The organism is Acinetobacter sp. 22301 (assembly GCF_052045285.1).
In the GTDB taxonomy this organism is placed as follows: Bacteria; Pseudomonadota; Gammaproteobacteria; order Pseudomonadales; family Moraxellaceae; genus Acinetobacter; species Acinetobacter pittii.
Genome location: NZ_JBQEOR010000006.1, coordinates 29,325 through 42,878, shown reverse-complemented (window position 1 = coordinate 42,878; position 13,554 = coordinate 29,325). Strand labels below are relative to the sequence as shown.

Below are 13,554 nucleotides of genomic sequence, written 5' to 3'. Positions count from 1 at the left end.
GAAGCTTATGCTTCCTTTTTTATTTAAGTTTTACTTACTCTTCAGAAGCATCTTCATTATTTGATACAACTTCTTCGCTATCAGTTTCAGTAGTATCTACTTCGCCTTCGAGAAACTCTTCTTCATCTTCGACGGCTTCAATAGACACCACACCTACTAGAGTTTCTTCTTCACTTAAGCGAATTAGGCGTACACCTTGTGCATTACGACCAGTCATCGCAACTTCTGCTGCACGGGTACGAACTAATGTACCGCCATCAGAAATAAGTAACAATTCTTTGGTTTCATCAATAGACACTGCACCAACAAGCTCACCGTTACGTTCGCTTGTCTTAATCGCAATTACACCCTTACCGCCACGTTTCTTGGTCGGGAAGTCATTTACAGGAGTACGTTTACCGTAACCGTTGGCACTTGCACATAGTACTTCACCTGTTTCAGGTACAACTACAAGCGATACGATACGACTTACTAAATTTGAATCTGCTGAATCGTCATTGTCATCTGATTCATCATTTTCAACATCTGCATCTTCTTCACTTAAAGTACTGCTTGCAAAGCTCACGCGCATACCACGAACACCTTTCGCAGTACGACCCATTGCACGTACGTCAGTCTCAGCAAAACGGATTGCCTTACCTTCGTTCGAGAACAACATGATTTGCTGATTACCATCAGTAATCGCAACACCAATTAAGGTATCTTCTTCATTGAGCTCAATTGCACGTAAACCATTTGAACGGATATTAGCGAATTGCTCTAAATCAACACGTTTAACCGTACCTGATGCTGTCGCCATAAATACGTAATGGTTTTCTGGGAACTCAGTTAACGGCAAGATAGCTGTTACTGTTTCATTCGCATCTAAAGGTAACAAGTTCACAATCGGTCGGCCTTTCGCACCACGTGATGCTTGAGGCACTTCAAACACACGAAGACGATATACTTTACCTACGTTGGTAAAGCACAGCACAGTCGCATGGTTTGAAGCTACAATGAGATGTTGAATAAAGTCATCATCTTTCATTGAAGTTGCTGACTTACCACGACCACCACGGCGCTGAGCCTGATAGTCTGAAAGTGGTTGAGTTTTTGCATAACCTGTTTGTGAAACCGTTAATACAACTTGCTCTTCAGGAATTAAATCTTCACGGCTAAAATCAATACGTGATTCAATAATTTCAGTGCGACGTCCATCACCATACTGTTGTAGTACCAGTGCTAACTCTTCGCGAATTACAGCCATCAATAAATTGAAATCATTCAAAATCGCAGTAAGTTCAGCGATTTGACCTAAAATTTCAGTATATTCTGCATGTAATTTGTCTTGTTCAAGACCTGTTAAACGGTGTAAACGTAATTCTAAAATCGCGCCTACTTGTGTTGGTGATAAACGGTAAATTGAATCGGTTAAACCAAATGGACGATCTGGGTTTTCACCTTCGATTTCATCTGGACGAACAGAAATTGCACCAGCTTTTTCAAGCAATGAAACCACACCACCACCTGCCCACTCACCTGCAAGTAAACGCTCACGCGCTTCAGCAGGGTTAGCAGAAGTTTTAATAGTCTCGATAATTTCATCGATATTGGCTAAAGCAACTGTTAAGCCTTCTAAGATATGACCACGTTCACGTGCTTTACGCAGTTCGAACATGGTACGGCGTGTCACAACTTCTTGGCGGTGACGGATAAATGCCGCAATAATATCTTTCAGATTCATCAATTTTGGTTGTCCGTTATCAAGACAAACCATATTGATGCTGAATGAGTTCTCAAGTTGAGTATTTAAGAATAAGTTATTTACAACGACTTCAGCGTTTTCACCACGCTTTAAGTCAATTGCAATACGCATACCTTCTTTGTCAGACTCATCACGAAGTTCTGAAATACCTTCAAGTTTTTTCTCTTTCACTAACTCAGCAATACGTTCAATAACTCTTGCTTTGTTTACTTGATATGGAATTTCAGTAAAGACGATGGTTGTACGGCCTGTCTTTTCATCTTCTTCGAAATGGTACTTACCACGAATATGTAAGCGGCCTTTACCTGTACGGTAGGCATCAACAATACCTGATTTACCGTAAATAATACCGCCTGTAGGAAAGTCAGGACCCGTAATGTATTCCATCAATCCTTCAATCGAGATATTCGGATTGTCAGCATAGGCTAAGCACGCATTCACAACTTCTGTCATGTTATGCGGTGCCATGTTGGTTGCCATACCTACGGCAATACCAGCAGCGCCATTAATTAACAAGTTAGGAACACGTGTCGGAAGTACTTCAGGAATACGCTCAGATCCGTCGTAGTTATCTTCCCAGTCAACCGTGTCTTTTTCTAGATCTGCAAGAAGCTCGTGTGCAAGCTTGGTCATACGGACTTCGGTATAACGCATCGCAGCTGCGCTATCACCATCAATCGAACCGAAGTTACCCTGACCATCTACCAATAAATAACGTAAGCTAAAGTCCTGAGCCATACGTACAATGGTTTCATAAACAGCTGAGTCACCATGAGGGTGATATTTACCGATTACGTCCCCAACAACACGCGCAGATTTCTTGTAGGCTTTGTTATAGTCATTGCCCAATTCGTGCATGGCATAAAGCACACGACGGTGAACAGGTTTCAGACCGTCTCTCACATCCGGCAATGCACGAGATACGATTACACTCATCGCGTAATCTAAATATGAATGCTTGAGTTCGTCCTCAATGGCAATCGGTCGGATTTCCGATACGCTCATGCATACTCCTTCTTACAGATAGAAATTTCCATCTGCTTATATGTCTTGATCTTGCAAAAAATTTAGTTCCGGAAACTGAACTAAAATCGAAAAAAATATAGCTGTATACTATAGCATAAAAGCACTTTGTAATGTGCGGAATCTACACTGCTAATCTGGTGATATTTGTATAATTTAATTGCATATTATTCTTATCATATCGCTATAACGAGCATGTTCTATTCTTAATAAAACTATGTGATTTTTATTCTATAAAAATCAAACCTCAAATGAGATAAAAGTCTCAGTTATACATTTCAGGACACTATCCATAATAAAAAAAACCCCTAGTAAAAACTAAGGGTTTTTTAGCTTTAATCGGTAAAGATTAAAGTTTAGATACCAATTCAGGTACTACAGTGTTCAAATCACCAACTAACCAGTAGTCAGCAACACTGTTGATTGGCGCTTCTTCGTCTTTGTTGATTGCAACAATAACTTTAGAATCTTTCATACCAGCTAAATGCTGGATCGCACCAGAAATACCTACAGCAACGTAAAGCTCAGGCGCAACGATTTTACCAGTTTGACCAACTTGGAAATCGTTAGGTACAAAGCCCGCATCAACTGCTGCACGTGAAGCACCTTGTGCTGCACCAAGCTTGTCAGCTAATGGATCAAGTACTTTATGGTAGTTCTCACCAGAACCTACACCACGACCACCAGAAACTACGATGCGAGCCGCAGTTAATTCTGGACGATCAAGCTTAACGATTTCTTCAGATACGAAGTGTGAAATACCCGCATCTTTTACTTCGCCAACTGTTTCAACAGCAGCTGAACCGCCTTCCGCAGCAACTGGATCAAATGCTGTACCACGAACGGTACCAACAATGATTGCTTCGTCAGATTGAACAGTTGCAATCGCGTTACCTGCATAGATAGGACGCTTGAATGTGTTCGCAGATTCAACAGAAATGATATCTGTGATCATGCTTACATCAAGAAGAGCAGCAACACGTGGAAGAATATTCTTACCAGTTGTTGTAGAAGCAGCTAAAACGTATTTGTAACCTTTAGCCAAGTCAGCAACTAAGCCAGCTACGTTTTCAGCTAATTGGTTTGCATAAGCAGCGTTGTCAGCAAGTAAAACTTTGCTTACACCAGCAACTTTAGCAGCAGCATCAGCAACTGCTTGAGCACCAGAACCAGCAACTAATACAGTAATATCACCACCGATTTTTTGTGCTGCAGCAACAACGTTTAAAGTAGCACCGTTAAGTACTTGGTTGTTGTGGTCAGCGATAACTAAAATACTCATGATTTTATCCTTCCGTATTAGATCACTTTCGCTTCATTTTTCAATTTTTCAACAAGCTCATCTACAGATTTCACTTGTACGCCAGCTTTACGTTCTGCTGGAGCTTCAACTTTAACAGTTTTAAGCTTAGTACCAGCTGTAACGCCATAATCAGCAGGAGATTTTGTATCAAGTGGCTTCTTACGAGCTTTCATGATGTTAGGCAATGCTGCATAACGTGGCTCGTTCAAACGCAAGTCAGTCGTGATGATTGCAGGAAGTGTAAGTTCAACAGTTTGTAAACCACCGTCAACTTCACGAGTCACTTGTACTTTACCGCCATCAACTTTCACTTCAGAAGCGAATGTACCTTGACCAGCACCTAATAATGCACCAAGCATTTGACCTACTTGGTTAGAGTCATCATCAATTGCTTGTTTACCAAGAAGGATAAGTTCTGGTTTTTCAGCTTCAACAACACCTTTTAAAATTTTAGCAACTTCTAAAGCGCCAATTTCATCAGTAGTTTCAACCAAAATACCACGGTCTGCGCCTAGAGCCATTGCAGAACGGATTTGTTCTTGAGCTTCTTTAGGACCTACAGAAACAACAACGATTTCTGATACTGTTCCTTTTTCTTTTAAGCGAACCGCTTCTTCCACTGCGATTTCACAAAATGGGTTAATTGACATTTTTACGTTGGTAAGGTCAACCCCACTATTGTCCGGCTTAACACGAACTTTAACGTTGGCATCAACCACGCGTTTTACAGCAACAAGAGCCTTCATGTAATCCTCGGCTGTTCTAGCAAAAGTAAATGTTGAGAAAAGTATATTAACTCTTCAATTAAAATTTTTTAGGTACCCTATCTTGCAATGTGTTTGGCATTTCGGTCAAGTCACAATTTTCTGGAACAGCACAAAAAAAATGAAATCATCAGTTCATAAAAAAATTTTAGACTGCTATGAAGGCCTATTTTATTCTTTTTAAACTGTATTTTATACATTGATTTTTATTATCTTTTTATCTTATTTAGCATATTAGCTAGAAACATAACATTACTTTTAAAAACCTTAAATCCGAGGTTTTTTAGACCCAGTAGTCGATAAAATACCCAAAGATCAAAATGGTCAATTTGGCTGTTTTGACTATTTCTCTTAAACAAATTTGTAAAAAAATACAAATGATCTCTACATTCACCTAAAACTTCTCAATTTAATTATCTATTTATTGAGTCTATTTTTAAATTTTAGTTTTTATGAGCCCTTGGATGAGCTTGATCATATACTTGTGCTAAATGATCAAAATCAATATGCGTATAAATTTGTGTCGTAGACAAATTACTGTGACCTAACATTTCTTGTACTGATCGCAAATCACCACTACTTGATAGCATATGGCTAGCAAAACAATGACGTAATAAATGCGGATGTAAATCTACATTTACACCTGCTCTTTGTGCCTGAAGTTTCACTCGTTTTTCAATTTGCCTTGGAGTGAGCGCTCCGCCTCGCAAGGAAATAAAGACAGAATCGTTTTGATCGAAATGTCCCTTCCAAATTTTGTAAACTTTCAACCAGTTCAATAGACTTTCTTTTGCTTTTTTCCCAAATGGTACTATACGGGTTTTATTTCCTTTACCTGTAATACGAACAAGTTGGCGATTAAAATCTACATCTTTAACTGTTAAACCTTGTAATTCAGCTAAACGTAAACCACTTGAGTAAAGTAACTCGAGCATGGCTTTATCTCTTAGCCACAATTGCTGATCAACTGGTTTTTCCGGCATAGGTTGATCTAAAATTTGATTAACCGTTTCTATGTCGATCATACCCGGCAAAGGCCTAGGCTGACGTTTAAGCTTAAAATCATCAGTAGGGTTAATTTCTAGATATTTTCCTTGTTCAGCCCATTTCATAAATTGGCGAATTGAAGTGAGATGGCGTTGCATGCTACTTGAACTTAACTGGTCCTGTTCGACACGCTGCGCTAAGTACTCTCTTAAATCTGAAGCTTCAATATTTCTCAAATCTAGTTGTTTGTGCTCGCAGAACTCAAGAAAGCTTTTAACATCTCGTTCATAAGCAGTAATCGTGTGCTCAGATTGATTCTGTATTTTTCTTTCTTTTAACCACATTGAGAGCAGTTGTAATGCAAAATCCAAATTGCTCTCCATTTATTTGCTCATTTTTTTGAGTGTACCAAAAACTATGTGATCATGAAAATTTGATACCGTACAACCTAATGCTGATCTAATTTATATATTACAATTTAAACCAAGTATTCATTGGATCTTGCTGCCATGACCACCATACTCATCCCTTATTTAATTGCGATTACCTTACTTACATTGACCCCGGGTTTAGATACGACTTTAATTATTCGTACAGCAACACTTGAAGGTAAATCGAAAGCGTTTCAAGCAGCTGTCGGCATTAGCCTTGGCTGTATTGTATGGGGAATTGTGGTTGCCTGTGGTCTGGGTGCTTTGCTCATGGCATCTGATCTCGCTTTTAATATTCTAAAATGGATGGGAGCAGCTTATCTAGCATGGTTAGGTTTAAATATGATTTTAAAACCACGTAGCCAACTTTCAGATATTCAAGAGAATAGTTCAAATACCTCTCCTTCACAAAATTGGTTTATTAAGGGTTTTTTGGGTAATTTACTTAATCCCAAAGTTGGTATTTTTTATATTTCATTTCTTCCACAGTTTATTCCACCACAAGCATCGGCAGTTACTTGGGTGATGGGACTGGTAATGATTCATGTGGTGATTGGAATGCTATGGTCAACTTTATTAATTTTGGCTATGCAGCCACTGTCACGTTATCTTAAGCAACCCAAATTTGTGAAATATATGGATCGGATTACTGGCAGTATTTTTGTGTTGTTTGCTTTGAAATTAGCTTTGAGTAAAAGATAAATTTTAAAAAGCGTGCTAACACAGCACGCTTCCGTTTTAAAAAACTTACTTCATCTTTTTTAAATAATCATTAATTTGTGCGGCCACTTCATCAGCATGTTCTTCTGCCAATTGATGGTCGCCATTTTTCACAACATATAACATCGAATTTTCAAATTTTTGATTTAAATATTGACCCACCTGAACGGGGCTCACTGGATCGTTATCGCCCCAGATTAATAAAGTTTCAATATTTATATCTGATAAAAACTCTTCGTAGTTAACATTGGTAGTAATAAACCAATCAGGATATTTTAAAAATGTTTGGCGGTATGCTTCACGCCAGTCTTGTACATTAAATCGCTTAAGGTTGATTCCACCAGAAGTTGCGATCAAGACCAACCCTTTCACCAGTTGAGTTTTTTGTAGTGCTGCGGCAACGGCAAAAACACCACCCATTGATTGAGCAACAATTACAGATTCTTCATTAATTTGATTGACCACATAATTTGTTAGGTCTTCAAAACTCTTCACTTCAAGGGATTCTGGTGTATCTCCAAAACCGGGATAACCAATAATTTTTGTACGATACTGCTGAGGTAATTTTTCAATTAAGGGATGCCAAAATGTCGTACCGCCTGATGCGCCAGGTAAGAAAATTAAATTATTCATATTTTTATAAAGTAATAAAATTAAAAAATTATTGTACATATAAAAGAAAGCCTCTTTTATCAATTTAGCTGATGAAAAGAGGCTTTTATTTAGGTAATGCGATTAACCTTGGAAATAACGTAAATCCAAACGCCCATCATATACATGAGTTGTTGGACCCGTCATCCAAACCACATCACCTTCTTGCCATTCAATTTGTAACTTACCACCAGCAAGTTCAACTTCAACTGAGTTCGCAAGTAAGCCACGGCGCATACCACTTACCGCAGCGGCACAAGCACCTGTACCACATGCAAGGGTTTCACCGACGCCACGTTCAAATACACGTAAGCGAACATGTTTTTCATCAATTACTTGCATAAAGCCAGCATTAACACGTTCAGGAAAACGTTTATGTGACTCAACTTGTGGGCCAATGCCAGCAACATCTGCAGTTAATACATCTGGAACAATAGTGACAGCATGAGGGTTGCCCATATTGACCACATCAATATTAATGTTCTGGTCGTTAGCTAACTCAAGTGTATATAAAGCTTCTGGTTGTTCAGCAATGAATGGAATTTCATTCGGCAAGAATTTCGGGTAGCCCATATTCACGCGAACCCAACCATTTTGCCCCAGTTCAGGTTTGACAATCCCTGCTTTCGTTTGAACAGTAATACTAGTTTTCGTTGTTAAATGGCGCTCATGTACAAAGCGAGCAAAACAGCGTACACCATTACCACATTGTTCAACTTCAGACCCATCTGCATTAAAAATACGATATTTAAAATCTGCTTCCGGTAAATCTGGTGGTTCAACAATTAAAAGCTGATCAAAACCAATACCGAAATGACGATCGGCTAAGCGTTGAATTGTTTCTGTATCTAAATAAGCACGTTGGCTGATTAGATCAACCACCATGAAGTCGTTGCCTAGGCCATGCATTTTAGTAAATTCTAACAACATTTCATTTACTCCTCAGGCAATAAGCGTTCTTTTTCCCAAAGGGATTCAACCGTTTCACGCTCACGAATCAAATGGGCTTTATCACCTGACACCATCACTTCCGCGGCACGTCCACGTGTATTGTAATTTGAACTCATTACAAAACCATAAGCGCCAGCGCCAAGAACAGCTAACAAGTCATTTTCTTTTAAAGCCAGTGAACGATCTTTACCAATGAAGTCACCTGTTTCACAGATTGCACCCACAAGATCCCAAGTTTTTTCTTCAGTATCAGAACTTGGCACTACAGGTTGGATATCCATCCACGCTTCATATAAAGCAGGACGAATTAAATCATTCATTGCAGCATCAATAATGGCAAAGTTACGGTGGCTCGTTGGCTTGAGCAAATCAACTTTTGTTAAAAGCACACCCGCATTTGCACTAATGCTACGACCCGGCTCCATATAAACCTTGAGACCTAACTTTTCTAAAGCAGGTTTCATTGAGTTGGCATATTCTTCAACACTTGGCGGTGTTTCATCTTTATAACAAACACCTAAACCACCACCGATATCAATATGTTTAAGATTGATACCAAGTTTTTTCAATTCTTCGATCATCAACATGACACGATCTAAAGCGTCAACAAACGGTTTAGTCTCGGTCAATTGCGAACCAATGTGACAGTCAATTCCAATGATTTCAAGGTTTGGCAAAGATGCAGCATATTGATAAGTTTCATAAACGGTATCACTTGGGATACCAAATTTATTTTCTTTTAAACCAGTTGAAATATAAGGATGAGTTTTTGCATCTACGTCTGGATTTACACGTAAAGAAATTGGCGCTTTTTTGCCTAGACGAGCTGCAACTTTTTGAAGGCGGTCTAGTTCTGCATAAGACTCTACGTTAAAACAAGCAATGCCTACATTTAACGATGTTTCGATATCGGCTTCGGTTTTACCCAAGCCAGAAAAAACAACTTTAGATGCATCTCCACCTGCTTTTAAAACTCGTGCAAGTTCACCACCTGATACGATATCAAAACCAGCACCAAGTTTTGCCAACACATTCAGAACAGCTATATTTGAGTTAGATTTCACCGCAAAACAGATTTGATGATCAATAAAATCAAAAGCACGGTCCATATCTAAGTAATGTTTTTCAAAAGCTGCTTTTGAATAAACATACAAAGGGGTGCCAAATTGCTGCGCAAGCTGCTCCATAGAACATTGCTCTGCATGCAATACTCCATTAATGCGAGTGAAACTCATGAATGTGTCCTTATTTCAAAGCTTAAGGTGAAGTTGTTTGGGTTGGGGCTGATGATTCAACTGGCTGTTCAGCCTGCTCATCCTGTTGCACAACTTGTTTCTGTTCTTTATTACGATAGAGCAAGTATTTCGCACGTTTGTCATAATTCGGATCAGAAGGTAGCTGTAATGCTCCTGACTGACCACAAGCGCTAAGCAAAATACTGCTGCTCAATAAACTGATGAGGCAAATGACACGACGCATCTGAGCACCTGATTTAAACAATTCGATGCAGTATACCGTGATCATGCAGGCGGCTAAAGAGTAAACTTAAAGAGAAAAACAATATGCATAAAAAACGCCAGCTTTTCAGCCAGCGTTTGATCATAAGCAAATAAATTTAATTACTTTTTATGACGTGGTTTATAGAAGAAGAAATAACCAATGATCAAGATAACAAACCAAATTGGGCTGACTTTAAGCGCTTTGAACGTATCTGGTTCCAACGACAACACGTAAATCATACCAATAAAGAAAATAATCGTGATCCAACATGTAAATAGACCGCCTGGCAATTTAAATGTTGATTTGGCATGCAGCTCAGGACGCGTAGTGTAGTAACGGATATAACTCCAGATAATGAGTAACCACACGCAAATGAACAGAATCGTTGAAAGCGTCGTTGCAAGCGTAAATGCCTCAACTGTATTTGGAACAAAATACTGTAATGCCGCACCTAACAATAAACACGCAGCAGAGAAATACAATGCATTTGCTGGTACCGCACGTCTGTTCAATTTACCAAAAGCTTTTGGACCCTGATCTTCACGAGATAGACCAAATAACATACGGCTTGTTGAAAACACGCCACTGTTCATGGATGACATTACTGATGACAATACCACCAAGTTCATCAAGATCGCTGCTGCTGCCACACCTGCTTGACTAAACAAGTTTACAAATGGACTGATCGCTGGATCAATTTTATTCCAAGGTGTTACAGACATCACAATCAACAATGCCAATACGTAGAAAATAATGATACGGATTGGAATTGAGTTAATTGCTTTTGGTAAGTTACGTGCTGGGTCTTTCGTTTCCGCAGCCGTTGTTCCCACAAGTTCTACACCAACGAAAGCAAAAATCGCAATCTGGAAGCCTGCCAAGAAGCCATGTACACCCGTCGGGAAGAAACCACCATTTGCCCACAAATGAGTAAAGGATGCCACTTCACCAGTAGTCGAGGTAAAGCCCGTAAAGATCATCCATAAACCCACTGCAATTAAAATAATAATTGCGAGGATTTTAATCAGCGCAAACCAAAACTCTAATTCACCAAACAGGCGAACTGTTAACAAGTTCAAGCCCATAATGAATACGATGGCTGCAACACTGATCATGGCACCTTCAACTGGCGAGAAAGGTAGACCATTATTGAAGAATTGTAAGTAATAGATAATTGCAGAAAGATCGGCAATACCAATGGTGATCCAACACAGCCAATAGGTCCAACCTACAAAATAACCTGCCCATGGGCCAATTAAATCTGTTGTGAAATCAATAAATGATTTATAGGCAAGATTTGAAAGAAGTAATTCGCCAAGCGCACGCATGACAAAAAACACCATCACACCAATAATCAGGTAAATAAATAAGATTGAAGGGCCAGCAAGACTAATCGTTTTGCCTGATCCCATAAACAATCCCGTACCAATTGCACCGCCAATCGCGATCAGCTGTAAATGCCGATTTGAAAGGCTACGATGGAGCTCACCTTGTTCATGAGGCTCATTCAGATTTTGATTCGACATCTTATCAATACACTCCAGTAATTTTTTTTAGTCCGTTAGCTAAAATCAAAAAGACGATATCGCACCATTTGCAGGTATCTTTTAAATGTATATTTTTTGATAATTTTTCAGCTAACCGATTTTTATCTGTATTGCTGATGATTTCAAGCTACATACAATTAAATCTGATAATACGCACAAGCCCATAGCAATACAACGCACTTTACGGTCTAAAAACATGACTTGAACTTGTCTGATTTTTAAATTAAAAAGACTATTCAATTGACCATTTTCTAATCTTCTATTTCATTTCAGTCCTTCGTCTGTTTATTAAAAACACCCCTGCTCGACCTTAATCTTTTAAATTAACTAACACATGACAATGACCTAATATTTTCGTTGTTTTAAATTAAGCAAAATGTATTCCACTTCAAAACTGATTCTCTATTTTGGTTTTGTTATACTCCGTTTCTACTATTAATTAAGAAGTTTTTAACTGAAGTCGAATATGAGCAAAGTCAAAACTGTTTACCGTTGCGAGCAATGTGGTGCCGATCATCTTAAATGGGCTGGTCAATGCTCAGAGTGTGGTGAATGGAATTCTCTGACTGAAGTTAAACTTGAGCCAACCACTGCTCACCGTGCACGTCCTAAAATTGGGGGCTATGCTGGACAAGTTGCTAATATTACAACACTAAATAAAGTTTCCGTTTCTCATGAAACCCGCTTACCTACAGGCATTAGCGAATTTGACCGAGTGCTTGGCGGCGGTTTGGTGACAGGTTCTGTGGTGCTGATTGGTGGTGACCCCGGTATTGGTAAATCAACCATTCTTTTGCAAACTGCGACCCATATGGCAAGCGCAAAAAGCTCTGCGCTTTATATTACGGGTGAGGAATCTTTATCTCAGGTAGCTCTTCGTGCGCAACGTCTTGACCTGCCAACCGACCAATTAAAAGTCATGGCTGAAACCTGTGTAGAACGCATTTGTGAAGTTTTAGAACAAGAAAAACCTGTAGTCGCTATTCTAGATTCGATTCAAACTCTTTATACAGAAACCCTCCAATCTGCTCCGGGTGGTGTTTCACAAATTCGTGAATCTGCTGCTTTATTAACCCGTTATGCAAAAAATAGTGGCACGGCGCTATTCATTGTTGGTCACGTGACCAAAGAAGGTGCACTGGCAGGTCCGCGTGTTTTAGAGCATATGGTGGACTGCGTACTTTACTTTGAAGGTCAATCAGACTCACGTTATCGAATGATTCGTGCTGTTAAAAACCGTTTTGGTGCAGTGAATGAGCTTGGCGTATTTGGCATGACTGATAAAGGCCTACGTGAAGTGGCCAATCCTTCTGCTATTTTCCTAAGTCGTTATGATGAAGCGATTCCCGGTTCAATTGTGATGATTAGCCGTGAAGGAACTCGCCCTCTTTTGGTCGAAGTGCAAGCTTTAGTTGATGATGCTCAAGGACAACCACGACGTGTTGCACTTGGTCTTGAACAAAACCGTTTGAACATGTTGCTTGCTGTAATGCATCGTCATGGTGGCGTGCAAACCACTGGACAAGATGTATACGTCAACATTGTAGGTGGCTTAAAAATTACCGAAACAGGTTCTGATTTGGCTGTTTTACTTGCATGTGCTTCAAGTTTACGTACTAAAGCGTTGCCCCAACAGCTTGCAGTTTTTGGTGAAGTTGGGCTTTCTGGTGAAATTCGCCCTGTTCCTAACGGTCAGGAGCGCTTAAAAGAAGCAGCAAAACATGGCTTTAAATATGTCATTTTACCAAGAGGAAACGCCCCTCAAAAGGCAATTCCAGGCGTACAAGTTATTGCTGTTGCGCGCTTGCATGAAGCATTGACAGAAGCTATGCAACTCAGTGATGAATTGACATAAAAAAACATACTTTTATAGTTGAAATTTAGAGTAAAAGCCTGCATAAATACTATTACAAATTAACTTTAAACAGGAATT

Annotated in this window: 11 protein-coding genes; 2 read left to right on the top strand and 9 right to left on the bottom strand. The window is 39.3% G+C overall.

What is annotated here, in order from left to right; genetic code table 11:
• Positions 1-34 precede the first annotated feature (34 nt).
• From gyrA to xerA, 4 genes are all read right to left on the bottom strand, one after another.
• Complete coding sequence (gyrA, locus tag ACTJJH_RS10850; RefSeq protein WP_270906262.1) at positions 35-2,749, bottom strand: DNA gyrase subunit A; 2,715 nt, start codon at positions 2,747-2,749, stop codon at positions 35-37.
• Positions 2,750-3,116: 367 nt separating this feature from the next.
• Positions 3,117-4,049: an electron transfer flavoprotein subunit alpha/FixB family protein gene (locus tag ACTJJH_RS10845; RefSeq protein ID WP_002118921.1), complete on the bottom strand. Its 933-nt coding sequence runs from the start codon at positions 4,047-4,049 to the stop codon at positions 3,117-3,119.
• 17 nt (positions 4,050-4,066) lie between these two features.
• Positions 4,067-4,816 (bottom strand): electron transfer flavoprotein subunit beta/FixA family protein, encoded by a 750-nt coding sequence (locus tag ACTJJH_RS10840; RefSeq protein ID WP_002118903.1) that lies wholly within the window; start codon positions 4,814-4,816, stop codon positions 4,067-4,069.
• Positions 4,817-5,277: 461 nt separating this feature from the next.
• The gene (gene xerA / locus ACTJJH_RS10835) at positions 5,278-6,165 is read right to left on the bottom strand and encodes a site-specific tyrosine recombinase/integron integrase (RefSeq protein WP_014207413.1); all 888 of its coding nucleotides are present in this window, start codon (positions 6,163-6,165) and stop codon (positions 5,278-5,280) included.
• Positions 6,166-6,330: 165 nt separating this feature from the next.
• Between xerA and ACTJJH_RS10830 the strand changes: the two genes are divergently transcribed.
• A complete protein-coding gene (locus ACTJJH_RS10830) occupies positions 6,331-6,954 on the top strand; it encodes a LysE family translocator (RefSeq protein ID WP_204085391.1) in 624 nt (207 codons plus the stop codon).
• A 45-nt stretch (positions 6,955-6,999) separates the two neighbouring features.
• Here ACTJJH_RS10830 and ACTJJH_RS10825 read toward each other — a convergent pair whose 3' ends face one another.
• The 5 genes from ACTJJH_RS10825 to ACTJJH_RS10805 form a co-directional block, all read right to left on the bottom strand.
• Positions 7,000-7,605: an alpha/beta fold hydrolase gene (locus ACTJJH_RS10825; RefSeq protein ID WP_372553142.1), complete on the bottom strand. Its 606-nt coding sequence runs from the start codon at positions 7,603-7,605 to the stop codon at positions 7,000-7,002.
• A gap of 102 nt (positions 7,606-7,707) precedes the next feature.
• On the bottom strand, positions 7,708-8,553 hold the full coding sequence (gene dapF, locus ACTJJH_RS10820; RefSeq protein WP_002118553.1) for a diaminopimelate epimerase: 846 nt from the start codon (positions 8,551-8,553) through the stop codon (positions 7,708-7,710).
• A 5-nt stretch (positions 8,554-8,558) separates the two neighbouring features.
• Positions 8,559-9,809 carry a diaminopimelate decarboxylase gene (gene lysA, locus ACTJJH_RS10815; RefSeq protein ID WP_199975748.1) on the bottom strand — a complete coding sequence of 417 codons (1,251 nt, stop codon included), beginning with the start codon at positions 9,807-9,809 and terminating at the stop codon, positions 8,559-8,561.
• A gap of 22 nt (positions 9,810-9,831) precedes the next feature.
• On the bottom strand, positions 9,832-10,053 hold the full coding sequence (gene lptM, locus ACTJJH_RS10810) for an LPS translocon maturation chaperone LptM (protein WP_002118887.1): 222 nt from the start codon (positions 10,051-10,053) through the stop codon (positions 9,832-9,834).
• A 140-nt stretch (positions 10,054-10,193) separates the two neighbouring features.
• Positions 10,194-11,600, bottom strand: a complete 1,407-nt coding sequence (locus tag ACTJJH_RS10805) for an amino acid permease (protein ID WP_440601126.1) — start codon at positions 11,598-11,600, stop codon at positions 10,194-10,196.
• 487 nt (positions 11,601-12,087) lie between these two features.
• Between ACTJJH_RS10805 and radA the strand changes: the two genes are divergently transcribed.
• On the top strand, positions 12,088-13,476 hold the full coding sequence (radA, locus tag ACTJJH_RS10800; protein ID WP_005073053.1) for a DNA repair protein RadA: 1,389 nt from the start codon (positions 12,088-12,090) through the stop codon (positions 13,474-13,476).
• Positions 13,477-13,554 lie beyond the last annotated feature (78 nt).

Excerpts from the sequence above, each read along its gene's own strand:
- radA (WP_005073053.1), top strand. The coding sequence starts at position 12,088 with ATGAGCAAAGTCAAAACTGTTTACCGTTGCGAGCAATGTGGTGCCGAT.
- ACTJJH_RS10845 (WP_002118921.1), bottom strand. The coding sequence starts at position 4,049 with ATGAGTATTTTAGTTATCGCTGACCACAACAACCAAGTACTTAACGGT.
- ACTJJH_RS10825 (WP_372553142.1), bottom strand. The coding sequence starts at position 7,605 with ATGAATAATTTAATTTTCTTACCTGGCGCATCAGGCGGTACGACATTT.
- ACTJJH_RS10805 (WP_440601126.1), bottom strand. The coding sequence starts at position 11,600 with ATGTCGAATCAAAATCTGAATGAGCCTCATGAACAAGGTGAGCTCCAT.
- ACTJJH_RS10840 (WP_002118903.1), bottom strand. The coding sequence starts at position 4,816 with ATGAAGGCTCTTGTTGCTGTAAAACGCGTGGTTGATGCCAACGTTAAA.
- gyrA (WP_270906262.1), bottom strand. The coding sequence starts at position 2,749 with ATGAGCGTATCGGAAATCCGACCGATTGCCATTGAGGACGAACTCAAG.
- dapF (WP_002118553.1), bottom strand. The coding sequence starts at position 8,553 with ATGTTGTTAGAATTTACTAAAATGCATGGCCTAGGCAACGACTTCATG.
- xerA (WP_014207413.1), bottom strand. The coding sequence starts at position 6,165 with ATGTGGTTAAAAGAAAGAAAAATACAGAATCAATCTGAGCACACGATT.
- ACTJJH_RS10830 (WP_204085391.1), top strand. The coding sequence starts at position 6,331 with ATGACCACCATACTCATCCCTTATTTAATTGCGATTACCTTACTTACA.
- lptM (WP_002118887.1), bottom strand. The coding sequence starts at position 10,053 with ATGCGTCGTGTCATTTGCCTCATCAGTTTATTGAGCAGCAGTATTTTG.
- lysA (WP_199975748.1), bottom strand. The coding sequence starts at position 9,809 with ATGAGTTTCACTCGCATTAATGGAGTATTGCATGCAGAGCAATGTTCT.